This is a genomic window from Micromonospora sp. WMMD987 (assembly GCF_029581435.1).
Lineage (GTDB): Bacteria > Actinomycetota > Actinomycetes > Mycobacteriales > Micromonosporaceae > Micromonospora > Micromonospora rifamycinica.
Genome location: NZ_CP120861.1, coordinates 752,887 through 779,533 on the forward strand (window position 1 = coordinate 752,887; position 26,647 = coordinate 779,533).

General features: G+C 72.9%; 23 protein-coding genes. 8 read left to right on the forward strand and 15 right to left on the reverse strand.

The features are described from left to right. The first annotated feature begins 27 nt into the window (after positions 1 to 27). Together O7612_RS03390 and O7612_RS03395 are read left to right on the forward strand one after the other, a co-directional pair. Positions 28 to 573: a type 1 glutamine amidotransferase domain-containing protein gene (locus O7612_RS03390; protein WP_282270347.1), complete on the forward strand. Its 546-nt coding sequence runs from the start codon at positions 28 to 30 to the stop codon at positions 571 to 573. Positions 574 to 747: 174 nt separating this feature from the next. Further along, positions 748 to 2,424 carry an MDR family MFS transporter gene (locus tag O7612_RS03395; RefSeq protein ID WP_282270349.1) on the forward strand — a complete coding sequence of 559 codons (1,677 nt, stop codon included), beginning with the start codon at positions 748 to 750 and terminating at the stop codon, positions 2,422 to 2,424. Between the two features lie 64 nt (positions 2,425 to 2,488). Here the strand turns inward: O7612_RS03395 and O7612_RS03400 are convergent, their stop codons facing one another. Continuing rightward, positions 2,489 to 2,980, reverse strand: a complete 492-nt coding sequence (locus tag O7612_RS03400) for an NUDIX domain-containing protein (protein WP_282270351.1) — start codon at positions 2,978 to 2,980, stop codon at positions 2,489 to 2,491. Between the two features lie 84 nt (positions 2,981 to 3,064). On the opposite strand from O7612_RS03400, the gene O7612_RS03405 reads away from it, so the two are divergent. Then, positions 3,065 to 4,714, forward strand: a complete 1,650-nt coding sequence (locus O7612_RS03405) for a fatty acid--CoA ligase (RefSeq protein ID WP_282270354.1) — start codon at positions 3,065 to 3,067, stop codon at positions 4,712 to 4,714. 201 nt (positions 4,715 to 4,915) lie between these two features. Here O7612_RS03405 and O7612_RS03410 read toward each other — a convergent pair whose 3' ends face one another. The 10 genes from O7612_RS03410 to O7612_RS03455 form a co-directional block, all read right to left on the reverse strand. Next, complete coding sequence (locus O7612_RS03410) at positions 4,916 to 5,929, reverse strand: NADPH:quinone reductase (protein ID WP_282270356.1); 1,014 nt, start codon at positions 5,927 to 5,929, stop codon at positions 4,916 to 4,918. Positions 5,930 to 5,939: 10 nt separating this feature from the next. After that, the gene (locus O7612_RS03415) at positions 5,940 to 7,076 is read right to left on the reverse strand and encodes a glutathione-independent formaldehyde dehydrogenase (RefSeq protein ID WP_282270358.1); all 1,137 of its coding nucleotides are present in this window, start codon (positions 7,074 to 7,076) and stop codon (positions 5,940 to 5,942) included. Between the two features lie 42 nt (positions 7,077 to 7,118). After that, entirely contained in the window at positions 7,119 to 7,775 is a 657-nt protein-coding gene (locus O7612_RS03420) for an HAD family phosphatase (protein ID WP_282270360.1), read from the reverse strand. Positions 7,776 to 8,393: 618 nt separating this feature from the next. After that, positions 8,394 to 10,181 (reverse strand): ABC transporter ATP-binding protein, encoded by a 1,788-nt coding sequence (locus O7612_RS03425; protein ID WP_282270362.1) that lies wholly within the window; start codon positions 10,179 to 10,181, stop codon positions 8,394 to 8,396. Between the two features lie 4 nt (positions 10,182 to 10,185). After that, positions 10,186 to 12,129 carry an ABC transporter ATP-binding protein gene (locus tag O7612_RS03430; RefSeq protein ID WP_282270364.1) on the reverse strand — a complete coding sequence of 648 codons (1,944 nt, stop codon included), beginning with the start codon at positions 12,127 to 12,129 and terminating at the stop codon, positions 10,186 to 10,188. A 5-nt stretch (positions 12,130 to 12,134) separates the two neighbouring features. Then, a complete protein-coding gene (locus O7612_RS03435; RefSeq protein WP_282270366.1) occupies positions 12,135 to 13,109 on the reverse strand; it encodes a hypothetical protein in 975 nt (324 codons plus the stop codon). Positions 13,110 to 13,137: 28 nt separating this feature from the next. After that, complete coding sequence (locus tag O7612_RS03440) at positions 13,138 to 16,626, reverse strand: AMP-binding protein (RefSeq protein WP_282270368.1); 3,489 nt, start codon at positions 16,624 to 16,626, stop codon at positions 13,138 to 13,140. Continuing rightward, positions 16,623 to 18,398, reverse strand: coding sequence for a hypothetical protein (locus O7612_RS03445; protein ID WP_282270370.1), 1,776 nt, complete (start codon positions 18,396 to 18,398; stop codon positions 16,623 to 16,625). Before O7612_RS03445 ends, O7612_RS03440 begins: the two co-directional genes overlap by 4 nt. Before the next feature lie 316 nt (positions 18,399 to 18,714). Continuing rightward, on the reverse strand, positions 18,715 to 19,539 hold the full coding sequence (locus O7612_RS03450; RefSeq protein ID WP_067300618.1) for a hypothetical protein: 825 nt from the start codon (positions 19,537 to 19,539) through the stop codon (positions 18,715 to 18,717). A 140-nt stretch (positions 19,540 to 19,679) separates the two neighbouring features. After that, positions 19,680 to 20,327 carry an FKBP-type peptidyl-prolyl cis-trans isomerase gene (locus O7612_RS03455; protein WP_067300252.1) on the reverse strand — a complete coding sequence of 216 codons (648 nt, stop codon included), beginning with the start codon at positions 20,325 to 20,327 and terminating at the stop codon, positions 19,680 to 19,682. A gap of 190 nt (positions 20,328 to 20,517) precedes the next feature. On the opposite strand from O7612_RS03455, the gene O7612_RS03460 reads away from it, so the two are divergent. After that, positions 20,518 to 20,910, forward strand: coding sequence for a PPOX class F420-dependent oxidoreductase (locus O7612_RS03460; RefSeq protein ID WP_282270378.1), 393 nt, complete (start codon positions 20,518 to 20,520; stop codon positions 20,908 to 20,910). A gap of 68 nt (positions 20,911 to 20,978) precedes the next feature. Here the strand turns inward: O7612_RS03460 and O7612_RS03465 are convergent, their stop codons facing one another. Beyond that, positions 20,979 to 21,995, reverse strand: coding sequence for a Ku protein (locus O7612_RS03465; protein ID WP_282270380.1), 1,017 nt, complete (start codon positions 21,993 to 21,995; stop codon positions 20,979 to 20,981). A gap of 83 nt (positions 21,996 to 22,078) precedes the next feature. Between O7612_RS03465 and ligD (O7612_RS03470) the strand changes: the two genes are divergently transcribed. Together ligD (O7612_RS03470) and ligD (O7612_RS03475) are read left to right on the forward strand one after the other, a co-directional pair. Then, positions 22,079 to 23,017: a non-homologous end-joining DNA ligase gene (gene ligD / locus O7612_RS03470; RefSeq protein WP_282270382.1), complete on the forward strand. Its 939-nt coding sequence runs from the start codon at positions 22,079 to 22,081 to the stop codon at positions 23,015 to 23,017. Then, positions 23,010 to 23,921, forward strand: a complete 912-nt coding sequence (gene ligD / locus O7612_RS03475) for a non-homologous end-joining DNA ligase (RefSeq protein ID WP_282270384.1) — start codon at positions 23,010 to 23,012, stop codon at positions 23,919 to 23,921. The genes ligD (O7612_RS03470) and ligD (O7612_RS03475) overlap by 8 nt, the downstream gene beginning before the upstream one ends. 95 nt (positions 23,922 to 24,016) lie before the next feature. Here the strand turns inward: ligD (O7612_RS03475) and O7612_RS03480 are convergent, their stop codons facing one another. Continuing rightward, complete coding sequence (locus O7612_RS03480) at positions 24,017 to 24,298, reverse strand: hypothetical protein (protein WP_282270386.1); 282 nt, start codon at positions 24,296 to 24,298, stop codon at positions 24,017 to 24,019. A gap of 181 nt (positions 24,299 to 24,479) precedes the next feature. Between O7612_RS03480 and O7612_RS03485 the strand changes: the two genes are divergently transcribed. Beyond that, a complete protein-coding gene (locus tag O7612_RS03485) occupies positions 24,480 to 25,235 on the forward strand; it encodes a TIGR03089 family protein (RefSeq protein ID WP_282270388.1) in 756 nt (251 codons plus the stop codon). 57 nt (positions 25,236 to 25,292) lie between these two features. Here O7612_RS03485 and O7612_RS03490 read toward each other — a convergent pair whose 3' ends face one another. Continuing rightward, complete coding sequence (locus O7612_RS03490) at positions 25,293 to 25,550, reverse strand: hypothetical protein (RefSeq protein ID WP_282270390.1); 258 nt, start codon at positions 25,548 to 25,550, stop codon at positions 25,293 to 25,295. Then, a complete protein-coding gene (locus O7612_RS03495) occupies positions 25,547 to 25,813 on the reverse strand; it encodes a DivIVA domain-containing protein (RefSeq protein WP_348774292.1) in 267 nt (88 codons plus the stop codon). The genes O7612_RS03490 and O7612_RS03495 overlap by 4 nt, the downstream gene beginning before the upstream one ends. 519 nt (positions 25,814 to 26,332) lie before the next feature. Here O7612_RS03495 and O7612_RS03500 point away from each other — a divergent pair. Continuing rightward, positions 26,333 to 26,542 carry a winged helix-turn-helix domain-containing protein gene (locus tag O7612_RS03500; protein WP_282273781.1) on the forward strand — a complete coding sequence of 70 codons (210 nt, stop codon included), beginning with the start codon at positions 26,333 to 26,335 and terminating at the stop codon, positions 26,540 to 26,542. The last annotated feature ends 105 nt before the right edge of the window (positions 26,543 to 26,647 follow it).

A 26,647-nucleotide genomic window follows, 5' to 3' on the forward strand; every position in this document is an offset into this window, starting at 1 on the left:
AGAGGTACCCGGAGAGGAGAAAACGACATGGCTACCACCACACTGCAGGGCAAGCGGATCGCGTTCCTCGCCACCGACGGGGTGGAGGAGGTCGAGTACGTCCAGCCGCGCGAGGCGGTCGAGAACGCCGGGGCGACCGCCGAACTGGTGTCGCTCGAGTCCGGCACCATCCAGGCGTTCAACCACCTGGACCAGGCCAAGACGTACGACGTGGACGTGACGGCGGCCGACGCGGACGCCGACGGCTACGACGCGCTGGTGCTCCCCGGCGGGGTGGCCAACCCGGACTTCCTGCGCACCGACCCGGACGCGGTCCGGTTCGTCCGGGCGTTCTTCGCGGCCGGCAAGCCGGTCGGGGTGATCTGCCACGGGCCGTGGACGCTGATCGAGGCGGGCGTGGTGTCGGGCCGGCGGATCACCAGCTGGCCGAGTCTGCGTACCGACCTCACCAACGCCGGCGCGACCTGGGTGGACGAGCAGGTGGTGACCGACGGCGGCCTGGTCAGCAGCCGTAACCCCGACGACCTCCCGGCCTTCTGCGCCGCGATCGTCGACCGGTTCGCCGCCGGCTGACCCGCGGGTGTCGGCACGGTCCACGACGGTGGACGTCGCCGGGGGAACGGGTCGCCGTTTCCCCGGCGACGACCGGGTTGTCGGCGGCGGGGCCGACCGGCCCGGCCATCACGATCGGGACGGTTTTCCCGGTGCGGGCAGGCATGTTCGCCCAGAAGCGGGAAAGAAGGCGGAATGACCGCCCAGACCCACGGCCACCCGGTGCTCCGGGCCCGCCAGCTCCGCCTGTTGATGTTCGGCCTGATGACCGGCATGCTGCTGGCCGCGCTGGACCAGACCATCGTCGGTACGGCACTGCCCACCATCGTCGGCGAGTTGGGCGGGATCGACCACTACTCGTGGGTGGTCACCGCCTACCTGCTCGCCTCGACCGCCTCGACCCCGCTGTACGGCAAGATGGCCGACCTGTACGGCCGGCGGCCGGTCTTCCTCTTCTCGATCGGCACGTTCCTGCTCGGCTCGCTGCTGGCCGGGTTGTCGCAGGACATGACCCAGCTCATCGTCACCCGGGGGGTGCAGGGCATCGGCGCGGGTGGCCTGATGACGCTGGCGTTCACCATCATCTCGGACGTGGTCTCGCCCCGGGAGCGGGGCCGCTACCAGGGGCTGTTCGGGGCGGTGTTCGGGGTCTCCTCGGTGGCCGGGCCGCTGGTCGGCGGCTACTTCGCCGAGACCAACTGGCGGTGGATCTTCTACCTGAACGTGCCGTTGGCGGTCCTGGCGATCGTGGTCTGCTACCACGTGCTCCGGTTGATCCCGTTCGAGCGGCGGGAGCACACCGTCGACTGGCTGGGGGCGGGGCTGCTGGTCGCCGGGGTGAGCGCGCTGCTGCTGGCGCTGAGCTGGGGCGGCAACTCCTACCCCTGGGGCTCCGCGACGATCATCGGGCTGTTCGTGGCCGGCGCGGTGCTCGGGGCGGCGTTCGTGTGGCAGGAGGCCCGGGTCGCCGAGCCGATCCTGCCGTTGGGGCTGTTCCGTTCCGCGACGTTCGCGCTGGCCAACTCGGCCGGCTTCGTGCTCGGTCTGGTGATGTTCGGGTCGATCATCTTCATCCCGCTCTACCTCCAGATCGTCAAGGGCGCGTCGCCCACCCGCAGCGGCCTGCTGATGCTGCCGATGATGGCCGGCATCATCGTCACCTCGATCATGACCGGCCGGGCGATGAGCCGGATCGGCCGGTACAAGTGGTTCCCGGTGGCCGGTTCGGGGGTGCTGGTCGTCGGCATGCTGCTGTTCACCCGGCTCCAGGTGGACAGCTCGCTCTGGGCGGCGTTCGGCTACATGGTGGTGATCGGCGTCGGGCTGGGCCTGTGCATGCAGGCGCTGATCCTCGGCGTGCAGAACGCCGTGGACGTGCGGAACCTGGGCGCGGCCACCTCCTCCGCGACGTTCTTCCGCTCGCTGGGCGGCTCGTTCGGGGTGGCCATCCTGGGTGCGGTGCTCTCCTCCCGGCTGGCCAGCGGGCTCGCCGACCGGCTGCCGGGCGCGATCGCCCAGCTTCCGGCCGAGCAGCGGGCGGCGGTGGCGGCCAGCGGCGGCACGGACATCTCGATCAACGATCCGGCGACGATCCTGGCCCTGCCCGGCCCGGTCCGGGCGGCCATCCAGGCGTCCTTCGTCGAGTCGCTGCACCTGGTCTTCCTGACCACCGGCCTGATCGCCCTGGTCGCCGTGCTGGTCACCCTGGCCCTGCCGAACGACCAGCTCCGGGGTGCCGGCCCGCAGGGGGCCACCGGCGGCACCGACCCGCTCGGCGGAACGGCTCCCGCCCCCGGCGGCAAACCCCTGACCAGGGAGTCCAGGGAGGAGGCCGCCGCCGACCTCAACGCCAAGTCGCAAACCATGCTCTGACCCTCTTGATCAACGGGGACCGGCGGGTCGGGTCGGCCGGCGGGGAGGGCGCAGCGGGCGGGGGCTACTTGAGGATCAGGCGGTTGGTCTGTTCGAAGACGGCCAGGTCGGCGAGGGTCTCCGGGACCGAGAGGGAGAGCGGGGCGGGGAACTCGTGCGGGTACAGGAAGGCGGCGTCGGTGGTCTCGTCGGTGACCCGGGCCAGCTCGCCGTCCCAGTCGTCGACCCGGAACGCGGTGGTGAAGATCTGGTAGGTGTGGCCGTACATGTTGGTGTGGGTGCGGTCGGGGCCGGTGTAGAGGGCGAAGGCGCTGACCCGCAGAGCGCTCAGCCCGGTCTCCTCGCGGACCTCGCGGACCGCGCAGTCGGCGATCGACTCGCCGAGTTCCATCGCGCCCGCCGGCAGGGCCCACTGGCCGTTGTCCGAGCGCCGGATCAGCAGCACCCGGCCGGTGTCGTCGCGCACCACGGCCCGCGCCCCGACGAACATCAGCGTCCGGTCGCCGGCCAGGGCGCGTAGCTGTCCCACGTACGAGTCGGCCCAGGAGATGCTCACCCGGACAATCTACGCAGCATTCCGGGGACGCTCGGACGTTCCGGGGGTTCCCAACGTGTGACCGGCGACACTAGCTTGTCACCCATGCGGAGCACGATGATGGACGCCCCCCTCCAGGTCGCCCGGATCCTCGAACACGGCGTCACCGTGCACGGCACGGCCGAGGTGGTCACCTGGACCGGGGCCGAGCCGCGCCGGATGTCGTACGCCGAGGTGGGGCGCACGGCGGCCCGGCTGGCCCACGCGCTGCGCGACGAGTGCGGGGTGACCGGCGACGAACGGGTCGCCACCTTCATGTGGAACAACACCGAGCACCTGGTGGCGTACCTCGCCGTGCCGAGCATGGGCGCGGTGCTGCACACCCTGAACATCCGGCTCTTTCCCGACCAGGTCGCCTACATCGCCAACCACGCGCAGGACCGGGTGCTGCTGGTCGACTCGACGCTGATCCCGCTGCTGGCCCGGGTGCTCGGTGAGCTGACCACGGTGCGGCACGTGGTGGTGGTCGGCGGGGGCGATCCCGGGCCGCTGCGGGAGGTCGCCGGGGACGGGGTCACCTTCCACCGGTGGGACGACCTGCTGGCGGGTCGCCCCGAGCACTTCGACTGGCCCGAGGTCGACGAGCGGGACGCCGCCGCGCTCTGCTACACCTCGGGCACCACCGGCCACCCCAAGGGGGTCGCCTACTCGCACCGGTCGATCTACCTGCACTCGTTGCAGGTGTGCCTGCCGGAGGGGTTCGGGCTCGGGCCGGGTGACCGGGAGCTGGCCATCGTGCCGATGTTCCACGCGATGTCGTGGGGGCTGCCGTACGCGGCGTTCCTGTCCGGCGCGTCGCTGATCATGCCGGACCGGTTCCTCCAGGCCGCGCCGATCGCCGAGATGATCGCGGCCGAGCGGCCGACCCTGGCCGGCGCGGTGCCGACCATCTGGAACGACCTGTTGGCCTACCTGGACACCCACGACGTGGACACCTCCTCACTCAAGGAGGTGATCGTCGGCGGTTCGGCCTGCCCACCGGCGCTGATGCACGCGTTCGCCGAGCGGCACGGTATCGAGGTGATCCACGCCTGGGGGATGACCGAGATGTCCCCGTTGGGGTCGGTGTCCCGGGCGCCGGCCGGCGCGACCGGGGACGACGCCTGGCGGTACCGCTACACGCAGGGCCGGATTCCGGCCGGGGTGGCGGCCCGGATCGTCGGCCCGCTGGGCGAGCCGCTGCCCGCCGACGGGACGTCCGTGGGCGAGCTGGAGGTGCGTGGCCCGTGGGTGACCGCCCGGTACGTCGGCGACGACGCCCCCGACCCGGAGAAGTTCCACGACGGCTGGCTGCGGACGGGCGACGTCGGCATGCTCTCGCCGGACGGATTCCTCACCCTCACCGACCGGGCCAAGGACGTGATCAAGTCCGGTGGGGAGTGGATCTCCTCGGTGGAGCTGGAGAACGCGTTGATGGCCCACCCGGACGTGCAGGAGGCCTGCGTGGTGGGGGTGCCGGACCAGCGCTGGGGTGAGCGTCCGTTGGCGACCGTGGTGGTCCGTGAGGGTGCGTCGACCAGTGTGGAGCAGCTCCGTACGTTCCTCGCCGGCTCGGTGGCACACTGGCAGCTGCCGGAGCGGTGGGCGGTCATCGACGCGGTGCCCAGGACCAGCGTCGGCAAGTTCGACAAGAAGATGGTGCGTTCGCGGTACGCCGACGGCGACCTGGAGGTACGGGAGCTGGCGGGGCCGTAACACTTTTCGGCGACTCGTCGCCGATGGGGTAGGGACGTCACTCCTGAAACATCCCTCCCCAGGGGCGGCCCCGGCGTTCGCACCGCGCCGGGGCCGCCCTTCCTTGCGGTTGACCCGCTATGTCATTGTTGCGAAACCTGCTGGCCTCTGTCCGGGTGATTGCGAAATGTCCTCGGATTCACCGGCCGGCGTCGTCCGGATCTACCGTCCGGTGGTGTCCAGCAGGACCTTGCCCACCACCGCGTCCTCCACCGCCTGGTGGGCGGCTGCGGCCTGGGCCAGCGGATAGCGGTGCAGCGGCAGGCCGGCCTCCTCGCCGACCCGTACCGCCCCCTGGGCGACCGCCGCCGCCACGTCGGTCACCGCCTGCGCCTTGGCCGCCTTCGGCTCGGTGTAGACCAGCACGAACTGCCAGCGGGCGTTCGGCACCATCAGCGGCCGGATCGGCAGGGTCAGCTCGTCGCCACCGTCGTCGGCGTAGACGCAGACCGCCCCGCCGGCCCGCAGCACCTGCACGTCGACGGCGGCGTTGCGGGCGGCGGAGACCTCGACGACCGTGTGCACCCCGTCGGGGGCGATCTTGCGGACCTCCTCGACCACGTCCTGCTCCCGGTAGTTGATCACGAAGGAGGCACCGGCCGCCGCCGCGAGCTGGGCCTTCTCCGGGCTGCTCACCGTCGCGATCACACAGGCGTCGGCCCACCGGGCCAACTGGATCGCCGCGTTGCCGACCGCGCCCGCCCCGCCCTGCACCAGCACCACGTGGTCGCCGAGCGCCCCGGCGTGCAGCGCGTCCGGCACGTACTCGCCGACGGTCAGGCAGCGGTGCGCGGTGAGGAACGGGATGCCCAGGCACGCGCCCAGCTCGAAGGAGGCGTCCCCGAGCGGCACCACCTGCCGGACCGGCACCACCGTGTACTCGGCGGCGGTGCCCCAGGGGCGCTGCCAGGCCGCCTCCCAGATCCACACCCGCTCACCGGTCAGCGCCCGGTCGACCCCCGCGCCGACCGCCTCCACCACCCCGGCTCCGTCCTGCCCCGGGGTCTGCCAGCCGGCCGGCAACGGCCACTGCCGCCGCGCTTTCCAGTCGGTCGGGTTCACCCCCGCCACCGCCAGCCGGACCAGCACCTCTCCCGGCCCCGGCTCGGGCACCGGCCGGTCGACCACCTGGAGCACCGACGGATCACCGGTGCGCTCGTACACGATCGTCTGCATCGCCGTCCCCTCAGGCCGCCGGTTTGAGCACCACCTTCGAGTAGCCCTCCTCGCGGCGGTCGAAACGTCGGTACGCGTCCGGCGCCGCGTCCAACGGCAACTCCTTGCTCACCACGAAGCTCGGCGTGGCCCGCCCCGCCATGATCAGGTTCCGCAGGTACTCGTTGTAGGTCTTCACGTTGGCCTGCCCGGTCCCCATCCGAAGGCCCTTCTCGAAGAGCTTGCCCATCTTGAACAGCAGCTCGCCCCTGCCGGAGTGCTCGTCGGGCGCACCCGGGTCGTTGGCCAGGTAGAGGCCGACCACGCCGATCGCGCCGGTCGCCCGGACCACCTCGACCAGGCTGTTCAGCACCGCCGCCGGCTGCTCCGTGTCGCCCTCCCCGGTGGCCTGGTAGCCGACCGCGTCCACCCCGTGGTCGGTGCCCACCCCGTCGGTCCGGTCGAGGATCTGCGCCACCGGGTCGCCGGCCGAGAAGTCGATCGGGGTCGCGCCGATCGACTCGGCCAACCGCAACCGGTCCGGCACCCGGTCCACCAGGAACACCTCGGCGGCACCCATCAGGACCGCCGAGTACGCGGCCATCAGCCCGACCGGCCCGCCACCCATCACGGTGATCCGCTCACCGGGCCGCAACCCGGTCATCGCCACCCCGTGGTAGCCGGTGGGGAAGATGTCGGCGAGCATCGCGTAGTCGTTCTCGTGCTCGGTGCCGGGCGGCAGCTTCAGGCAGTTGAAGTCGGCGAACGGCACCCGCAGGTACTCGGCCTGACCACCCCGGTACGGCCCCATCGCCACGTAGCCGTACGCGCCACCGGCGAAGCCGGGGTTGACGGTGAGACAGAAGCCGGTCTTCTGCTCCCGGCAGTTGCGGCAGAACCCGCACCCCACGTTGAACGGCATCGACACCCGGTCGCCGACCCTGATGCCGCGTACCCCGGTGCCGGCCTCGACCACCGTGCCCATGTTCTCGTGGCCGAAGACGATGCCCGGCTCGGCGAGCGTGCGTCCCTCGTACATGTGCAGGTCCGAGCCGCAGATCGCGGTCGTGGTGATCTGCACGACCACGTCGTCCGGGTGCTCGATGCGCGGGTCCTCGACGTCGTTGACCGCCACCTCGTGCGGCCCCTGGTACACCACAGCTCTCATGGTCCCGACGCTAGGCGGCCCGGCCGGGTCGCGGAGGCGGTTTCAGCCGAGCCGGTCCACCACCTCCGGGGTGAGGTCGTGCACCGACGGGAGCACCAGGGCGGCCAGCTCCGCCGCGTCCGGGTCCAGCGGGTACGACCCGTGCGGCACCGCGACCACCCGCATCCCGGCGGCGGCGGCCGAGCGGACCCCGTTGGAGGAGTCCTCCACGGCGGCACACCGGGCCGGGTCGACCCCGAGCCGCTCGGCGACGGCCAGGTACACGTCGGGCGCGGGCTTGCCCCGGGCGGTCCGCTCGGTCGACAGGGTGACCCGGAACTCGGCGGCGAGGTCCGCGGCGGCCAGCGCCGCGGCGATCAGCCGGGTCGGCGAGGAACTGGCCAGCCCCAGCGGCCACCGCGCGGCCAGCCGGCGTACCACCAGGTCGGCGTCGTCGATCAGCGGTACGCGCACCGCGTACCGCCGGGCCATCTCCTCGACCACCTCGGTGGCGACCTGCCCGGCGCTCCGGTCGACGCCCAGCTCACCGCTGAGGTACTCGGCCCACTCGCCGGTGCTCATCCCCATCAGCCGCCGCTGGGTGTCGGGCTGCCAGGTGCCGCCCCGCGCCGCCACGTAGGCCCGGCGCACCTCCTCCCAGACCGGCTCCGAGTCCACGATCACGCCGTCCAGGTCGAACACCACCGCATCCACCGTCACCCCGCCATCCTCCCCGACCCCACCCGCCGGTCTCGTGGTGCCCCCGGTGGGGTCAGCCCTCGGCGGCGGTGCTGGGGCGGTTCGTGGCGATCCAGGCCCGGACGGTCTCGCCATCCCAGACCCGGCCCATTTTCAAGGGGACGAGGGGATCGGGGAATCCCCTGCGGCCCATGATGATCGTGGCGCGCACTCCTTCTGCTGTGGTGGACCGATGACGAACCACGGACCCGTTCTGCCTGCCTGGACGTGTGCCGGGTGTGAATCGCCCTGGCCGTGTCCCACCCGCCGACGCGAGTCGATCGCGGAGTACGACCGAGCTCAACACCGTTGCGTCAGGTGGAACAACCAGCGCTGCCTCGCCGATCATGGAGTTGTGGTGGGTAACAAAAGACCCGTAAAACCCCCAAAATCGGCACCACAACTCCATGATCGCCAAGCGGGCTCGGCCCGCTGCCCGATCGGGCGCTTCCTGGCCCTGGTTGGCCAGCTGGCCACGGGGTTAACGCAACGGTGTTGCGACCGCCCTCCGGTGTCCCTCGCCCGCTACCTGGGCGGGCCGTGCGTCGTGACCGGGCAGCTAAGGGACCTGCGGTCCAGCTCGGAGGTACGGCCGGGAACTCAGCGGTAGGCGGCGGCCTGGGTGGCGTAGAGGGCGGCGTACACCCCGTCGAGGCGGATCAGCTCGTCGTGGGTGCCCAGCTCGCGTACCCCGCCGTCGCCGATCACGACGATCAGGTCGGCGCTGCGGACGGTGGAGAGCCGGTGCGACACGAACACCGTCACCCCGCCGCTGTCGGCGGCGACCCGGGCCGCGCCGTCGACGTACCGCGCGAACAGCCGGTGCTCGGCCTCGGCGTCCAGCGCCGACGCCGGCTCGTCCAGCACCATCAGCAGCGGAGCGTCGCGCATCATCGCCCGGCCGAGCGCGAGCTGCTGCCACTGCCCGCCGGAGGCGTCCACCCCGCCGTCGGCGTGGCTGCGCCCCAGCCGGGTGTCCAGCCCGTACGGCAGCTTGTCGAGGACGCTGCTGTGCGCGCGGGCCAGACCGGTGCGTACCGCGTCGTCGTCGGTGGCCCGGGGCAGGTCACCGATGCCCACCACCAGCCGGGCGGTCAGCTCCGGGCGGGCGTAGTCCTGGAACACGGCGGTGGTCCGCGCCCGCCAGGCGGCGAGGTCGAGGTGCCGCAGGTCCACCCCGTCGACCTCGATCGTGCCCCGGTCGGGTTCGTAGAACCGGTTGAGCAGCTTGACCAGCGTGGTCTTGCCGGCACCGTTCTCACCCACCACCGCCACCGTGGCACCGGCGGGCAGCAGCAGGTCGACGTCGTGCAGCACCGGCCCGGCCGCGCCGGGATAGCCGAAGGTGACACCCCGCAGCCGGATACCCTCCAGCAGGCGGGCCGGCGGGCGCAGCGGGATGGTGGGCGCGTCGGGTGGCGGGGCCGGCTGTGGCACCAGGTCGCGCACCTCGTCCAGCCGGCGCAGCGACCGGCCGCTGCGCGCGAGCTGCTGGGTGATCGTCACCGCGGCGGCCACCTGCTGGTTGAGCTGCGAGGCGAGCAGGACCGCCAGCACCACGTCACCGACGTCCGCGTGGCCACGGATCGCGTCGCGGACCACCAGGACCAGCGCGGCGACGTAGCCGAGACCGAACACGCCCTGCCCGGCCGCGCGCCACCACCCGGCGGCCAGCTCGCCCCGCCAGATCCGGGCGGTGGCCCGCTGCCAGTGCCCGGCGTACCGCTGTTGCAGGTGCCCGACCAGGCCCAGCAGCCGCAGCTCCTTGGCCGAGGCCGCGTCGGTGGTCAGCTCGAACAGGTGCCGGGCCTGCCGGGTGTCGACGATGCTCTCCTCGCGCGCCCGGTCGGCGGCGGCCTGCGCCCGCCGGCCCGCCAGCACCGGCAGCGCGGCCAGCAGCGGCAGCACCACCAGCGCCGGGTGGACCAGGGTGAGCAGCACGGTGGTCAGCAGCAGGCTGACCGCCAGCGAGCCGCCGGTCAGCAGCGCCTGCAACCCCTCGCCGACACGCTGCAACTCGTCCTGCGCCAGCGCCATCCGGTCGGCGCTGTCGGGTCGCTCGTGGTGGTCGAGGTACGGCGTGCCGTTGCTGATCTCGATGAGCTGCTCGTCGGTGCTCAGCACGTTGAGTTCGGACACCTCGAAGTACCCGATGTGGGCGAAGTGCGCGCAGGTCAGCGCCGCGATGGCGGCCACCGCGACGGCCAGCCCGGACCAGGCGGCCGATACGGCGTCACCGGCCGCCGCCGCGTTGGTGAGCTGCCGGAGCGCCACCGCGGCCAGCGGCAGCGCGACCGCGTTGCCCGCCATCAGCGCCAACGCCACGGCCATCCTGCGCCGGTCCTGCCGCCACGACAGCCGCATCAGACCGGTGATCGCCGTCAACATCGCCTCACCCCGGTACCTGTGTCAGTGGGTCGCTGTCGGCGTCGTCGGCGAAGCGCTCCGCCTGGAGCGTGAACATGGCGGCGTACCGGCCGTCCGCGGCCATCAGCTCGTCGTGGCTGCCCTGCTCGACGACCTGTCCCTGGTCGAGCAGGACGATCCGGTCGGCCCGCCGGACGCTGGACAGCCGATGCGAGATGAGGATGGTGGTCCGGCCCCGGGTCAGCTCGGCGAACCGGGCGAAGAACTCGGCCTCGGCGCGGACGTCCAACGCCGCGGTGGGTTCGTCCAGCACGAGCACGGTGCTGCCGTGGTAGAGCGCGAACAGCGCCCGCGCGATGGCGATCCGCTGCCACTGCCCGCCGGACAGGTCCAGACCACCCTCGTAGGCCCGCGACAGCAGCGTGTCCAGGCCGTCCGGCAACGCGTCGAGGGTGTCGAGCAGCCCCGCCTCCCGGGCCGCGCGGCGGATCCCGGCCCGGTCGTCGAGGTGCTCGACCGCGCCGAAGCCGATGTTGGCGGCGGCGGAGAGTTCGTAGCGCACGAAGTCCTGGAACACCACGGCGATCCGGCGCTGCCAGTCCCGGGCGGGCAGGTCGGCGAGGTCGACGCCGTCGGCGCGTACCGTGCCGGCACCGGGTGAGTAGAGCCGGGCCAGCAGCTTCACCAGGGTGGTCTTGCCCGCGCCGTTCACCCCGACCAGGGCGGTGCACCGTCCGGCGGGGATGTGCAGGTCCAGGCCGTCCAGCACCGGTCGGGCCGCCCCGGGGTAGCCGAAGCGGACCCCGGAGAAGTCGATCGCCGGAGCCGCAGCGGCCGGTGGCCCGGCCCGGCCGGTGTCGGCGGGTGGCCCAGCCTGGTCGGTGTCGGTGTCGGTGTTGCGCCCGGCCCGGCCGGTGTCGGCGGGTTCGGCGTAGCGGGCCATGGACCGCTCGAACGCCGTGACGGCCGTCTCGGCGTTCATGCCGTACTGGGTCTGGGTGTCGGAGTCCGGATAGAACTCGCCCAGCCGGATCAACGCCAGCACCGCCTGGAGCACCAGCGCCAGCCCGGCCAGGTCGATCACCCCGTCGGCGGCGCGTGCCCCGGCCAGCGCCAGCACGGCCGCGACGCCGGTCAGCCCGACGGCCGTGTACCCCAGGTAGGGCCGCAGGTAGATGCGTCGGCGTTCGGCCCACACCGGGGCCAGGGCGCGGCGGTAGACCTGCCGGTAGCGGGCGGTCAGCCAGTCGGTCAGGCCGAAGACGCGCAGCTCCTTGGCGGCGGCCGGACCCATCGCCAGCCCGCGCAGGTAGCGGCTCTCCCGGCGCAGGTCGGCGACGTCGCGGATGACCCGGGCATAGCGGCGCAGCCCGCCCCGCTGCCCGTGGCGGAACAGCGACACCACCAGCAGCATCGCCAGCGCCGCCCACGGCCCCAGCACCACCGCGACCACCACCGTGAACCCCACGACCTGGGTGTACGGCCCGACCAGCGCGATCAGCCCGGCGTACGCCGCGCCCGGGGTGCGGAACGCGAACCGCAGCTCGTGCCCGGCCTCGCCCAGCTCGTCCAGGACCGCCGGATCCTCCAGCGGGGTGATCTCCCGGGTCGACAGCGACGCGGCGATGAGCCGCCGGTACATGTGCCCGTCGACGCGCCGGGCGAGCTGCTCGGCGACCGCCTTCTGGGCCGCCTCGGCCAGGTGCAGCACGATCAGCGCCGCCCCGGCGACGGCCAGCGGCCACCACACCCGGGCCTGCGGTGCGGTGCCGTGCAGCACCGGCCCGATGCGGCCGACGGTGGTGCTGACGGCGATCGCGAAGACCACCGGCAGCACCCCCCGGACGACGCTGAGCGCGAGCGCGACGGCACTCCAGCCGGGGCCGGCGGCGGGCCACTGCCGGGCGATCCGTAGCCGGGCGAGCGCGGCCTCGCGTACCTGCCCGGTGCCGGTGGAGGGGGCGGCCATCGGGGTCAGCCGAAGACCTTCTCCCGCAGCGGCGCGGGCAGCTCCAGCTCCTGCCCGCAACTGCGTACCGACACCTGGTACGACTCCACCACCTCGGCGCTGTCCGCCACCGCCAGCTCCTCCTCGGTCAGGGCGGTCACCTGCCGCTCCCGGAAGCGGTACTCGTCGGCGTTGCCGTGCAGGCCGGGCACGACGTACGGCTCCGGCTCGACCGGGTTGTGGATCTTCGATTGGTCGGAGTTGAGGTCGCCGGCCGCACCCCAGCCGGTGAGCATCTCCGGCCGGTACAGGTGGTCGATGCCGAGGCGGGCGAACAACCGGGAGACCGTCTCCTGCGGGAACCGGCTGCACTCGTACGGGAAGTGCGTCACCGCCAGCCCCTCGGCCGCGGCGTAACGGCGCATCCGGGCGTAGTTCAGGGTGCTGAGCACGAAGTTCTCCACCACCCGTTCCCGCCCGATCCTGCCCTCCCACTTGGCCATCCACGAGTCGAGCGAGGCCCGCGGCTGCCGGTCCAGCACCAGCAGGCGCAGCCGGTCGACCGGCCAGCCGGCCTCGATCAGGCAGCGGGCCGGGTTGAACAGTGCCTCGAACGGCACGTACGGCCCGGCCATCTCCTTGGCGAACAGCACCGGCTCACCGTCGGGCAGCTTCCACGGGGAGCCCTCGCCGCCGGTCAGCGCGAACCGGCCGATGGTCTTGACCGGCTGGTAGTAGGCGGCGGCCCGGGCCATGCCGAACAGGTTGGTCACCGCCGTCGAGCCGACCCGGCAACGCCCCCAACCGAGCACCAGCAGCGGGTAGTCGGCCGGACCGCGCCCGGCGAACCCCTCCCGCAGGGTGCGCACGATCTGGGCGGTCACCTCGTCGACGGTGGTGGTGACGACCTGGTAGCGACCGTCGGGCGGCAGCGGGGTGCCGGTGAGCGCGGCGTCGTCGGCGGCGGCCAACCGGTGCAGCAGCGGGTAGCGGTCGGTCATCGGGGCTCCTTGCGGTGGGAGGGGCGGGTCAACCGAGGTCCAGCAGCGTGGCGACGTCCCGGACCGGCACCGGGCGCAGCACCGCCTCGCACAGCAGCGTCTCGACGCCCCGCAACGCCCGCAGGCAGGTGGCCTCGGGTATCCGCCGGGTGTCGGCCAGCAGGTGCAGCGCGCAACCGTCGGCGAGATGGGGCATGGCCAGGAAGAACGTCATGTCGTGCCGGGCGACGGCGGCGATCTGCCGCACCGTGGTCTGCGCGGCCAGGTCGCCCAGCGTCGCGCGGTCGGGCGGGTCCGTCGGCACGTCGAAGTCCCGGCCCATCCGGGAGTCGTTGAAGTACACCGACAGGTCGGCCCGCGCGCCCTCGGTCCGGATCAGGTCGTCCAACGCGTCCGGCGGGTAGGTGGCGTGGAAGTAGGACTCGGTTGAGTCGCGGTAGCAGCGTCGGACGGCCTCCTCGACGTCACCGTCCCCGACGTCGAACACCAGCAGCGCGTTCTGGGCGATGCCGGTGGCCAGTTCCCGCTGGCGGGGGGTGTTCCGGTTGCCCGCGATCAACTTGACCACGGCCCGGTCCCGGCCGGTCAGCGCCGCCTGGATCAGCAGCGCGGCGGTCAGCACCACCGTGGACGACGACGCCCCGGTGCGCTGGGCCAGCACGGCGGCGGCGACGGCCACCGCGCTGGACTCCATCCGCCAGGTGACGACGGGCAGCGCCGCCGCGTCCTGCTCCGGCCCGTCGAAGATCCGCTGCGGCACCGCGGGCAGCCGGTCCCGCCAGTAGGCCAGCGACTGCCGGGCCCGCCGCTGCCCGGCCGGTGAGGCCTCGTAGCCGGCCTGGTCCAGCGGCTGCCAGCCCGGCGCGGGTAGGGTGCGCCCGCCCTCGACCAGGGTGCGCAGCTCGGCCAGCAGCAACTCCAGCGACCAGCCGTCCAACGACACGTGCGACGCGGCCACGGCGACCGCCTCGACCAGGCCGTCGACGCGCAGCAGCGCCCACCGGACCGGCCACTCCCGATCCAGGTTGAACGCGCTGCCGGCCAACTCGGCGGCGGCGGCGTCGGCCGCCTCCGGCAGCGCCTCCGCGGTGGTGTCCCGCACCAGCGGCGGGTACGTCCCGTCGGCGCGCAGGTGCTGCCGGGGGCCGTCCGCGTCGTCGGTCATCAGGGTCCGCAGCGCCTGGTGCCGCAGCACCAGCGCCGACCAGGCGGCGGTGACCCGTTCGACCGGCACCGGGGCGGCCAGCCGCAGCACCCGCCGGATGTTGAAGTCCCGGCTGGCCTCGCCGAACCACTGCATGGGCCGGTACATGGCCGCCTGACCCCAGGTCAGCGGCGCGGAGCCGGTGGACGCCCCGGAGAACCGCGCCTGGACCGCCGGGTCCGGGGTCACCGGGGGCACCACGTCGGTGCGGGCGGACCGGCCCGCCGGCTCCACGGTGGGGGAGACCGGGGTCGCCACGGTCGCCGGGTGCCGGCCGTCCACCCCGGCGGCCAGCGCCCGGACCGTGCGCCGGTCGAACAGGTCGGCGATGCCCACCGGCAGGCCCAGCTCCTCGTCGAGCCGGGTGACGACCTCGACGACCTGCATGGAATCGCCGCCCAGCGCGAAGAAGTCGTCGTCGACACCGAGCCGGTCCACCCGCAGCACCCCGGCGACCACGGCCGCCACCGCCGTCTCCAGGTCGCCGGAGGGCGCGGCGTACGGGGTGTCCAGCTCGGGCCGTACCGTCGGCACGGTGGGCAGCCGGCGGGTGTCCACCTTGCCGTTCGGGGTGAGGGGGTACTGCGCCACGTACCGGAACCGGCTCGGAACGGACGCCTCCGGCAACAACCCGGCGGCGTGCGCGCGGAGCTGCGCCTCGGTGGGCCGCTGCTCCTGCTCGGACCGCAGGTACGCGACCAGGCGCAGGTCGTGGCCGTCGGGTTCGGCGATCACCACCGCCTCGGCGACACCGGGGCAGCGGCGCAACGCGTCCTCGACCGCCGGCGGCTCGACTCGCTGGCCACGGATCTTCACCTGCCGGTCGGCGCGGCCGAGCACGTCGAGCACCCCGTCGGCGGCCAACCGGCCGAGGTCCCCGGTGCGCAGCAGCCGTGCCCCGCCGCCCGCCGGGTGCGGGATCCACCGCTGGGCGGTCAGCACCGGCTGGCCGTGGTAGCCACGGCCGATGACGGCCCCGCCCAGGCAGATCTCGCCGGTCCGGCCCACCGGCACGGGCAGCCCGTCCTCGTCGAGGATGTGCACCTCGGCGTTGGGGATGGGCGCCCCGACCGGCAGCCGGCGGCCGACCGTACGGTCCGGGCCGATCCAGTACCAGGTGGCGCCGACGGTCTCGCTCATGCCGTAGTGGTTGCCGAAGCCGGACTTCGGGCTGTTGCCGATCCACCTGTCGAACTCGGGGGTCAGGTACAGCGGTTCACTGCCGATCATGACCTGACGGGCGACGTCGTCCACCCCGCCCAGCGCGGTCATCGCCCGCACGTGCGACGGGGTGAGCTTCAGGAAACCGCACGGCGCGGCGGCGGTCAGCGTGATCAGGTCGTCGAAGGCGACCGGCTCCGGCGCAACCTCCAGCTCCCAGCCCGCGACCAGGGCGGTGAACAGCGTCATCACCGAGCCGACGAAGTACAGCGGGGCGTGCAGGACCGCGCGTTCCCGCGGCTGGAAGGCGAACTCCCGGGCGCACCAGTCGACGTAGTTGACCAGTTGGCGGTGGGTGCCGAGCACCCCCTTGGGGGCTCCGCTGGTGCCCGAGGTGTACATGATGAACGCCAGGTTCTCCACCCGGCAGCCACCGTCGCCGTCGTCGCCGAGGGTGTCGGGCAGGTCGGTCACGTCGAGCACGGTCGCCGGATAGCCGGCGGGCACCTGCCCCCGGTGCCCCGGCCCGGTCAGCAGCACCGGATCGCCCGCGTCCGCCAGGATCCGGGCCCGCCGGTCCACCGGATCGTGCACGGACAACGGCAGGTACGCCGACCCGGCCGCCAGCACCGCGAGGATCGCCACCACCGCGTCCACCGACCGGGGCAGCAGCACCGCGACCGGCGTCTCCGGCCCCGCGCCGTGCGCCCGCAGCACCCGCGCGGTGTGCCGGACCCGGGCCAGCAGGTCACCGGCGGTGACCTCGACCCCCGCGAAGCGCACCGCGATCCGCCCGGGGTCGGCGGCCAGCGCCTCGTCGACGAGCACGTGCAGCGGCGTCCGGCCGAATGGACGGCGCGGTCCGGTGGCGACCGACCGCGCCGCGTCCACCGTGGCGGGTTCGGGCCGTAGGTCGCGGTCCGCGACGCCTACCGTGGCGGGTTCGGGCCGTCCGTCGTGCTCCGCACCGCCCGCGGTGGTCCGCAGCGAGGCGGGCCGCAGGTCGGTCCAGTGCCCGGCGACATGCTCCAGGCACCGCTCGACCGGACCGGTGAACACCGGCGTCCAGCCGCCCGGCACGGGCCGGTCCGCCGGCCACAGCGAGTACTGCCCCTCGTCGTTGACGACGACGTGGCGCGGGTCGGCGCTCACGCCGGCCCACCGACCATCTGCGCGTCCCCGGCCAGCCGCTCGACCGGTGTGCGCCAGGCGTTCGCCGTGTACCAGTCGCCGCCGAACGCGGCGATCGTCGGGGTCCAGCCGTCGTGCTCCTCGGCGTAGCCGGCGATCTCCCGCCACAGCACGTCCACCAACGCCGAGTACCGGCAGGCGATGCGCAGGTCCGCCAGGGTGAACGGCGGCCCGTCCATGCGTACCAGCCGGATGTCGAAGGCCCCCCGGTACTGCCGCCCGGAGACGGTGAGCGGCTGCTTCCACATCGCCGCGCCGGGGGCGCGCAGGGTGTACCGGACCCGGGCGGTGCTGTGTCCACCGTGGCGCAGGTCGCCCCACTCGCCGATGTCGGGGACCAGCGGCGGGAAGAAGTAGTGCCGCTGGCGGGGCACCTCGATCCGGTCGAAGTTGCCGGGCACGAAGTGCCAGCGGTTGTACATCATCCGTTGGGCGACCTGCCACAGGATGTCGGTGACGGCATCGGCGGGCAGGTCGGCGGCCATCTGCGGGCTGGGCAGCACACAGCAGAAGAAGTCCGGCTTCCGCAGGCCCGCCACGTCCTCGCCGTACCGCCCGGCCGGGCCGTTCAGCCGGGACAGGTCCCGGATGCCGCTGGACATGCCGTAGTCGGCGCGGGCGTCGACGACCGCGCCCAGCACGATGTCCTCCAGGATCCGGGTCAGGTCGCCCTCGTCGCCGTCGCGGTGCGCGGTCCGCAGGGCGGCGGCGGTGGCGTGCCGCACCAGGGCGGCGGGGTCGTCCCCGTCGAACGGCCCGGTCAGGGCGTGCAGCGTCCGGGGCAGTTCCGCGTGACCACGCTCCTGTTGCGCCCACGGCACCAGGTACTCGTCCTTGGCGTAGGTGAGCCCGTTGACCCGCCGGTACCGCATGTGGTCACCACCGTCGACCCGTTCGACCAGGTCACCGGCGAGCGCGGCCAACTCGGTCAGGGTCGCGGTGCTGAGCTGCCCGGTGACCGGTTCGCCGAGCACCCGCAGGTACGCCGCACAGCGGGTGGTCAGCACCCGGCGCAGGCTGACGGCGCTGAGCTGGCGGCCGTTGAACTCCTCGAACCGGACCGCCCGGCCGGTACGGAACAGTAGCTGGATCGCGCCCACGAACAGCCGTTCCTCGGGGCTCCAGTCGGCAGGTGGACGGTCACGCAGCGCGGGCAGCACGCCGTCGCGGATCAGGGTGCTGGAGCCGGAGTCCGACCGGGAGAACACCCGGCGTTGAATGTGGACCAGGACGGTCTCGACGCGCTCCACCCAGTCGATGACCTCTTCGAGCCGCTCCGCCAGGGTGCCGTCGGCGTGCCAGGTGGACAGGGTGTGGTCGATCTCGTAACGGTGCTGCTCCTCCTCGGCCTCGGCCGGCAGGCACTCCTCGTCGAGCATCTCGACCAGCCACTGCGGCAGGCTGAGTTCGGCGACGACCTCCTCGGTCGGCAGGTCGCCCCGCGCGGGTTCGTGGATGGTCAGCTTGCCGAGTGTCGAGTGGGCCAGCACGAACGGGGCGGGCGGTGTGTCGACGCCGGGCGGGGTCAGCCGCAGGTGCTGCCGGCCGAGCAGGTGCCGGACGATCGCCTGCTCGCGCAGGGTCAGCCCGTCGAAGGCGGACCGGAAGGGCACCTTGCCGGCCATGGTGAGCAGGCGCAGGACGCCGGTCTGCGCGCTGTCGCCGAACAGCTGCTCGGGGTCGCGTACGGTGCGTAGTTCCTGGCTCCACTGGTCGGTCTTCGTACGTCGCACGTTCACTACCTTTCGCGACCGGGCAGGCCGCGGCGTACGCGGGAGCCGGCCCGCGCGACGACCACCGTCGTGGTGCTCGATGGGCGTGCGGCGACCGGTAGCCGACCTGGAGAGTGCGGGACCGTAGCGGTGCCACGGTGGGGAGACGGCCTCCCACCTCGACGTGGGAGCGCTCCCGTCGCCGCAGTCTGCTCGACGTTAATAGTTGTGTCAATATCGCGTCGCCGGGCCGGTCGCCGGACACCCGGCATCGGGTCGCCGGGCAGGTCGTGGCACGCGCACCTGCGGGTCGCCGGGCAGGTCGCGGGGCGCGCGGTCAGGAGTGCAGGGCGGGCAGTCCGATGGGGTTGTCCGGGGGCAGGATCGTGTGACAGGCCCGGGCGACCGGGTCGAGCAGCTCGCAGAGCCGGTCCGCGCGGTCCGGGCCGAGGGCCTGCCAGGGGCGGGCCGCGGCGAGGTCGGTGGCCGCCTCGACGGCCCGGAAGCCGCTGCGTCCCACCTCGGTCGGCGCCCCGTCGGCGGTCAGCCAGCCCCGGGCGACCAGCCGGCCCCGGGCCGCGTCCCACTGCTCCGGTGTCCAGCCCCGGCCGAGCAGGTGCTCCGGCGGCTGGCCCCCGGCGACCCGGAAGGCCAACGTCTCCACCGGGTCCAGACCGGCGGCGACCAGGGCGGCCACGTGCCCGTCGCCGCGATGTTCACGCAGCGTGGTGGCGGCCTGCCAGAGCCGGGCCAGCGGGTAGTCGCCGCGCGGCAGGGCGGCGTTGGCCGCGCCGAGCACCCGGCCGGCGGTGTCGGCCGCGACGGCCGCCACCTCCAGCAGCTCAGCGGCCTCGGCCAGGTGCGCCTCGGGGAGTTCGTAGGTGAGTTCGGCGAGCGCCTGCACCGCCCCGGTGAGCCGGGAGCGCAACGCCTCCTCGGGGCTGGCGAGCTGCCACACCGCCGGCAGCGCCCGGCTGACCATCGGCGGAGCGAAGCTGAAGAAGGCCGCGATCACCGGAGCCGCGTCGACCGGGCCGAGGGGAGCGGCGCGACCCGCGAAGTAGCCCCGCCAGTAACCGCGCAACCCGATCGCCTCGTGGGCGGCGCGGGCCCGGGGATGGAAGTAGGTGATCGCGTGCAGGGGTTCGACGTGCGTCCACATCAGCCGGGCTGTCGGCCCGGGAACGTCCAGCGCCGGCACGCGCACCTCCGGTTCGGTGGGGGTCACCGTGGGCGGACCGGCCGCTCACGGTGACCCCGAACCTACTGCCGGTAGGTGTCGGGCCGGAAGACCCCTGTGGTCTACTGCACCGCCAGCACGTCGACGATGAACCGCAGCGGACCGGACGGTGCGCCCGGACGCTGCGGCTTGTCGCCGTACGCCAGGTCGGCGGGGATGTCGAGCTGGACCCGGCTGCCCACGGTCTGACCCTGCATGCCCTGGTCCCAGCCCGGGATGACGTTGCCCTGGCCGAGGCCGAACGAGAACGGCTCGGACCGCTTCCAGGAGGCGTCGAACTCCTCACCGGTCTTGTACGACACACCGACGTAGTTGACGGTGATCTGCTGACCGGCCTGGGCGGCCGGGCCGGTGCCCCGGATCAGCGGGGTGGCCTTCAACCCGGTCAGCTCGCCCTCGCCCTTGGTGGCCTGCGGCTTGGTGCACAGCGCCTGGTCGGCCCCCTCGGGCAACTTGGGGAAGTCGCCCGCACAGCCGGCGGGAGCCGCGGCCGGCTTCGGGTCGTCCTTCTCCCCGTTGCGGACCACCACGAACACCCCGACGATCACCGCGATGACGGCGACGCCGGCGACGGCACCCAGCCACGCCTGCCGGCGCTTACGCGCCTCGGCGGCCTTCTTCGCCGCCAGCTGGTCGGCGAGCCGCCGCTGTGCCTTCGTCTCCTTGCCCTGGCCCTCGCCCGCCGGACGGTTCTCCGTACGCTCGCTCACGTCCTCGACTCCCTGCTGATGTGGGTGGCCGGCCCGGCGACCCGGTGCCGTGGCCAGCGCACACGGTACCCGGATCGATGCCGTGGGTGGGCCGTCGGCCGGCACCGTGTCCCCGGATTCGACACCGCGTCCCGTTCCACCGGGGTCTTCCAGCGGGTGCCGGGGGCCGTCCGGCGGTAGGTTCTCGACCATGGCGATCCTCACCGACGAAGACAAGGCCCTGCTCTCCGAACCCCAGCTCGCCCACGTGGCGACCATCGAGGCGGACGGCACGCCGCACGTCACCCCGGTCTGGGTGGACGTCGACGGCGAGCACATCCTGTTCAACACCGCCCTCGGACGGCAGAAGTACCTCAACATCGCCCGCAACCCGGTGGTCGCGGTGTCGGTGGTCGACCGGGCCGACGACTTCCGCACCCTCTGGGTCCGGGGTACCGCCGAATTCGTCACCGAGGGCGCCGACGCGCACATCGACCGGCTGGCGAAGAAGTACCTCGGGCAGGACACCTACCCGTTCCGGCGGCCGGGCGAGGAGCGGGTGATCGTCCGGGTCACGCCCACCCGGAAGCTCGGCATGGGCTGACCGGCGGGACGCACCCCGGCGGGACGGCTCTCCCTGTCACGCCGGGGGCACCGTCGCGACCCGCCCGGTCAGGCGCTCTTTCGCGGAGCGTTCTTCTTCGTGGCGTTCTTCTTCGCCGGGGCCTTGGTGGCCTTCTTCTCCGTGGTCTTCTTCGCGGCGGTCTTCTTCGCCGGTTCCGCCTTCTTCGTCGGGGTCCTGCGGGCGGGGGTCTTCTTCGTCGGCCCGGCCTTCGCCGCCGGGGTCTTCGCCGCCCGCTGGGCCGACCGGGCCGACGAGATCGGCGTCGGCTCGTCGGCCGGTGCCTCGCCCCGGGCCACCCGGGCCCGCTCGACGGACGCCTTCAACGCCGCCATCAGGTCCACCGCGGCGGCCGGCGCGGCCTCCTCCTCCGCCGGCTGGACCACCTCACGCCCCTCCACCTTGGCGTCGATGACCTCCTGCAACGCCGCCCGGTAGTCGTCGGTGAAGGCGTCCGGCTGGAACTCCCCGGCCATCGAGTCGATCAGCGAGGCGGCCATCGCCAGCTCCGGCGGGCGGACCTTCAGGTCCTCGTCCAGGAAACCGAAGTCGGGGGTACGCACCTCGTCGGGCCAGAGCATCGTGTTGAGCAGCAGCACCCCGTCACGGACCCGCAGGGTGGCCAACTGCTCCCGCTGACGCAGCGCCACCTTGACGATCGCCACCCGCTCCGAGTCGGCCAGCGCGTCGCGCAGCAGCACGTACGGCTTGGTGGCGGTCCCCTCCGGCTCCAGGAAGTACGCCTTGTTGTAGAGGATCGGGTCGACCTGCTCGGCCGGGACGAACTCCAGCACGTCGATCGCCCGGGAACTGGTCAGCGGCAGATCGGCGAAGTCGGCGTCGGTCAGGATCACCAGCTCGCCGCCGCCCAGGTCGTACCCCTTGGCGATGTCGTCGTAGCTGACCTCCTCGCCGCAGACCGAGCAGGTGCGTTTGTAGCGGATCCGGCCGCCGTCGTCCCGGTGCACCTGGTGGAACCGGATGTCCTTCTCCTCGGTGGCCGAGTAGAGCTTCACCCCGATCGAGACCAGCCCGAACGACACCGCTCCCTTCCAGATCGCCCGCATCCCCGCTCCTCTCGCCGACCTGACCAGGATCGCAAACGATCGAAGCCCCCGCATCACCTTCCGTGTGCAACTACATTCGGAGAGTGCCCGGCGCTCCGTTGAAGCCGATGCTCGCGACGACCGGGCCGCTCCCGGTGGGTGCCGGCTGGGCGTACGAGTTCAAGTGGGACGGGGTACGCGCGCTCGCCGACCTGACCGGTGGACACCCGCACCTGTACGCCCGCTCCGGCGCGGAGATCACCACCGCGTACCCGGAGCTGGTGACCCTGGCCGAGCAGGTGGACGACGCGCTGCTCGACGGCGAGGTGGTCCTCTTCGACCCGGCCGGACAGCCCTCGTTCACCGCCCTCGCCGAACGGATGCACGTGCGGGACCGGGCGAAGGCGGCAAGACTGGCGGCGACCATCCCCGTCACGTACATGATCTTCGACCTGTTGCGGTTGCGGGGTGAGGACCTCACCGGGTGGCCGTACCACGAACGGCGGGCGGCGCTCGACGGCCTGGGGCTGGGCGCGGCCCGGTGGACGGTGCCCCCCTGCTTCACCGACGGTGCCGCCACCTACCAGGCGGCCGGCGAGCACGGGCTGGAGGGGGTGCTGGCCAAGCGGGCCGGGTCCGCCTACCGGCCCGGGGTGCGCTCACCCGACTGGATCAAGGTCAAACTGGAGGTGACCGGTGACTTCGTCATCGGCGGTTGGCGGCCCGGGGCGCGGAAGATCGGCGGGCTGCTGGTCGGGGTGCCGCGTCCGGACGGGCGGCTCACCTACCGGGGGCGGGTCGGCGGCGGGATCGGCGCGGCCCTGGAACGGGAACTGCTGCGCGAACTCGAACCGCTGCGGGTCGACGGCCCGCCGTTCGCCGGGGACGTGCCGCGTGAGGACGCCCGGGGCACGCTCTGGGTGACCCCCCGGATCGTGGTGGAGGTGAAGTACGGCCAGCGCACCCCGGACGGGCGGCTGCGGTTCCCCCGGATACTGCGGCTGCGCCCCGACAAGCCGCCCGGGGAGGTCGAGGATGCCTGACCGGGTGAGGGTCGAGGTCGACGGCCGGGCACTGGAGCTGTCCAACCTGGACAAGGTGCTCTACCCGGAGGTCGGGTTCACCAAGGGCGAGGTGATCGACTACTACACCCGGATCGCCCCGGTGCTGCTGCCGCACCTGGCCGACCGGGCGCTGACCCGGATCCGGTTCCCCAACGGCGTCACCGGCGGCTCGTTCTTCGAGAAGAACGCCCCCGCCGCCACCCCCGACTGGGTACGCACCGAGACGCTGCCCGTCCCCGGGTCGAGTAGGGGGCGGGAGACCATCGACTACGTGGTCGCCGACGACCTGCCCACCCTGGTCTGGCTGGCCAACCTCGCCGCCCTGGAACTGCACACCCCGCAGTGGCGGATCGGCGCGCACCCGGACCTGATGGTCGTCGACCTCGATCCCGGCCCCCCGGCGACGCTGCGGCAGTGCTGCCGGGTGGCGCTCCTGCTGCGCGACCGTCTCACCCGCGACGGGGTGGCCGCCCACCCGAAGACCTCCGGCAAGAAGGGCATGCAGCTCTGCTGCCCGATCAGCGCCACCCAGGACGCCGAGGTCGTCTCCGGCTACGCCCGGCGGATCGCGCAGGAACTGGAGCAGGCACACCCCGACCTGATCGTGTCGAAGATGGCGAAGAACCTGCGGCCCGGCAAGGTCTTCATCGACTGGAGCCAGAACAACGCGGCGAAGACGACAGTCGCGCCGTACTCGCTGCGGGCACAGTCGATGCCGGCGGTGTCGACGCCGCTGACCTGGGACGAGGTCGAGGCGGGGGCGGCCGGGAAGCGGCCTTCGGCGAAGCCGTACACGGCGGGGGAGGTGTTACGGCGGGTGGAGAAGTCGGGCGACCTGCTCGCCGCGCTGCTCGACGGGGGGCCGGCTTTGCCGGCAACGTGAGCCGTTTCGTGCCACGTGCCCCAGCGATCCGGCCGCCGGGGCTGCTCCAGCTGTTCCGGCCGTCGGGGCCGCTCCGGTTGCTGTGTTCGCTCCGGTCACCTGTCGATGACGGTGCCGTTCGCGTCGATGCCGTGGTCGCGCCAGTAGACGTCCCACTCGTCGTCGACGTGCTGCGGGACCTTGCCCTCCGGGTAGCGCACGTAGGGGGCGGTGGGCTCCTGACCGTCCGGGAAGCAGGCGCTACCGCCCTGCCCGCCCACCGCGATCGCCGGGTACTCGCCGTCGCCGCAGATGTTCTCCCGGTAGCCGCAGCCGCTGGTCAGCAGCAGCCCGCCCAGGCTCACTGCGGCAAGGACGACCGTGATCTTCGTTCGCATGGGTCGAGTCTTGTCGCGGCGGGTGCCGATGTCATGCGCACGCGTACTCACCTCTCGTCGAATCGGCTCCGGGGCTGCTCTGCTCGGCCTTTCCGCTCGCTGCTCCGCTGGGCCTGTCCGCTCGCTGTTTCCGATCGGCGGGCTCGGTAGGGTGGGGCGATTCGTCCGGACAGGAGGACCGATGGTTGCCCCGCTCACCGTCAGCACGTCGACCGATGCGCCTGAGCAGGCCGGGCAGCCGCTGCTGACCTACTACGACGACGCGACCGGCGAGCGGACCGCGTTGACCGCCAGCCAGCTCGGTGGCTGGGCGGCGCGCACCGCCGGGCTGCTGCGCGACGGGTGCGGGCTGGGGCCGGGCAGCCGGGTCGCGGTGCTGTTGCCGCCACACTGGCGTACCGCTGCGGTGTTGCTCGGGGCCTGGTCGGTGGGGATGGCGGTGTCGTTCCGACCGCGCGCCACCGCCGGGTTGCCGGTCCTCGAACCGGGCGGCGACCGACCGTACGACGCGGTGTTCGTCACCCCGGAACGTCTCGACGACTGGCTGGAGGACGTGCCCGACGGGGTGCACCGCTATCTGGTCGGCACCGGCCCCGGGACGCTGGCCGACGTGCCGGTGGGCTGGCTCGACTGGTCCGCCGAGGTGCTCCGGCACACCGACACCCCACCCGACTACGCCGCCGTGCACCCCGCCGCCCCGGCCACCCCGGACGGCACGAGCTACGCCGTCTGGGGACGCCTGGCCAAGGAGGTGGCCGCGCAACTCGACCTGCGCCCCGGTGACCGCCTGCTGGTCGACGCCGCCGAACACGAACAGCCGGTGAAGTGGCTGCTCGCCCCGCTCGCCGTCGGCGCGTCCGTGGTGATCTGCGCCAACCTGGACCGCGCCGGGTCGGCCGACCGGATGGCCGGCGAGCAGATCACCAAGGTGCTCTGACTCTGGCTGCCCCGCCTCCCCTTCGCGTTGCGCTCTCCGCTCCCGGTTCGGGCGGGGTTAGTGGAGGAGGGGGCGGCGGGTGCAGGGGGTGGTGTGGTCGGGTGGGAGGGTGCAGCGGGTTCCGCCGGGTAGGGGACGGTCGCAGAAGACCCAGTGGTGTACGTCCTGGTGGTCCTCGGGTGACACCGTTACGCCGCCGGGCTCGACGCGGGCGCTGAGCCGGGCCAGTACCCGGGCGGCGGTGCGGGCGAAGATCCGGGCGCGCAGCAGGTCGGGCGCGGTGACCGGCAGGTGGATCACCCAACGCTCGGTCATCGGTACCGGTGGTTCGCGGACTGGGCGCTCTGCCACGCGCGCAGTGCCCTTCTGATGCGGGCGTTCTCCTCCTGCGCCGCGACCAGGGCTGTCTGCGCGAGGGTGAGTTCGTCGGCGACCCGGTGCAGGAAGGCGCGGATCTCGGCGGGGTCGACGCCACGCCGACGATGGTTGAAGCAGCGCTCGCGGATCTGCCAGGGACGCAGCGGGGACGGACGCGCCGGCTGCTTCGCAGCCCACCCGCCCGGGGGCGGAACTGTCAGGGGCGTCAAGATCAAATGTTCATGAGAAGCACTCTCCTCGGCGTGTCGTGTGTCTCTCGGCAATTTGATCATGGGGTGGGTCGATGGTCCGTCGATCCGCTTCCGTGGTCGTGGGGCATGGTGCCGGCGGGTCAGCCGGCGGAGCAGGTGGCGCACGAGGTGACCGCCCTTCGGAGAGGCCGCAGGTCGTGGGGGAGGGGTGGCCCCGGCCGCTTGCGATCGGCGGGGACCACCCTGCTGCCGCCCGCCGGGCAAGCGGCAGTGCCGCGCCGGGGGAGCGCGGGGGAGAGGGTTCCGGCGGCGATGCGAGACCGGTACGAGAGGTGCCAACCGACCGCAACAGCACCGCATCACCGAGAGCGACGGTACGACCACCGAGTCACCTATGTCAAGCATGTCTCTGAGTCAGTGACCCACCTATGTCACCACTGCTACGTACGTTGCCTCTGCCGCAGCCACTGATCGATACTGAGCGGGCCAACCGACTGCAAGGGGCCCGCTGTGCCTATCCCGCCCACCATGGACGAACTGCTCGACGACCTGCTGAGAAAGATCCAAGAGGGGCGTTACCCTCCTGGATCTCAGCTCCCCCCGGGGCGGGACCTGGCGGACGCCTACGACGTTTCGCAGTCCACGATCAGTCGCGCGGTGGCAAGGCTGCGGGAGCAGGGTGTGCTGGTGGGGCGGCCGGGGCGCGGGGTGTTCGTGGCGGAGCCCACCCAGCGCTGACGGCTGCGGTGCGGGCGCTCGATCAGCGTGGCGGCGACGATCCTGAGCGCTGAAGGGCGGCGGTCCGGCGGCTGCCTGATGACGGCCGGACGGTGCCGGCCCGAT

Bases quoted from the DNA above. Each gene is read 5' to 3' on its own strand.
- O7612_RS03430 (WP_282270364.1), bottom strand. From the start codon at position 12,129: ATGGCCGCCCCCTCCACCGGCACCGGGCAGGTACGCGAGGCCGCGCTC.
- O7612_RS03415 (WP_282270358.1), bottom strand. From the start codon at position 7,076: ATGAGAGCTGTGGTGTACCAGGGGCCGCACGAGGTGGCGGTCAACGAC.
- ligD (WP_282270384.1), top strand. From the start codon at position 23,010: ATGCCTGACCGGGTGAGGGTCGAGGTCGACGGCCGGGCACTGGAGCTG.
- O7612_RS03490 (WP_282270390.1), bottom strand. From the start codon at position 25,550: ATGACCGAGCGTTGGGTGATCCACCTGCCGGTCACCGCGCCCGACCTG.
- O7612_RS03465 (WP_282270380.1), bottom strand. From the start codon at position 21,995: ATGCGGGCGATCTGGAAGGGAGCGGTGTCGTTCGGGCTGGTCTCGATC.
- O7612_RS03390 (WP_282270347.1), top strand. From the start codon at position 28: ATGGCTACCACCACACTGCAGGGCAAGCGGATCGCGTTCCTCGCCACC.
- O7612_RS03485 (WP_282270388.1), top strand. From the start codon at position 24,480: ATGGTTGCCCCGCTCACCGTCAGCACGTCGACCGATGCGCCTGAGCAG.
- O7612_RS03500 (WP_282273781.1), top strand. From the start codon at position 26,333: ATGGACGAACTGCTCGACGACCTGCTGAGAAAGATCCAAGAGGGGCGT.
- O7612_RS03480 (WP_282270386.1), bottom strand. From the start codon at position 24,298: ATGCGAACGAAGATCACGGTCGTCCTTGCCGCAGTGAGCCTGGGCGGG.
- O7612_RS03435 (WP_282270366.1), bottom strand. From the start codon at position 13,109: ATGACCGACCGCTACCCGCTGCTGCACCGGTTGGCCGCCGCCGACGAC.
- O7612_RS03450 (WP_067300618.1), bottom strand. From the start codon at position 19,539: ATGTGGACGCACGTCGAACCCCTGCACGCGATCACCTACTTCCATCCC.
- O7612_RS03460 (WP_282270378.1), top strand. From the start codon at position 20,518: ATGGCGATCCTCACCGACGAAGACAAGGCCCTGCTCTCCGAACCCCAG.
- O7612_RS03395 (WP_282270349.1), top strand. From the start codon at position 748: ATGACCGCCCAGACCCACGGCCACCCGGTGCTCCGGGCCCGCCAGCTC.
- O7612_RS03425 (WP_282270362.1), bottom strand. From the start codon at position 10,181: ATGTTGACGGCGATCACCGGTCTGATGCGGCTGTCGTGGCGGCAGGAC.
- O7612_RS03405 (WP_282270354.1), top strand. From the start codon at position 3,065: ATGCGGAGCACGATGATGGACGCCCCCCTCCAGGTCGCCCGGATCCTC.
- O7612_RS03410 (WP_282270356.1), bottom strand. From the start codon at position 5,929: ATGCAGACGATCGTGTACGAGCGCACCGGTGATCCGTCGGTGCTCCAG.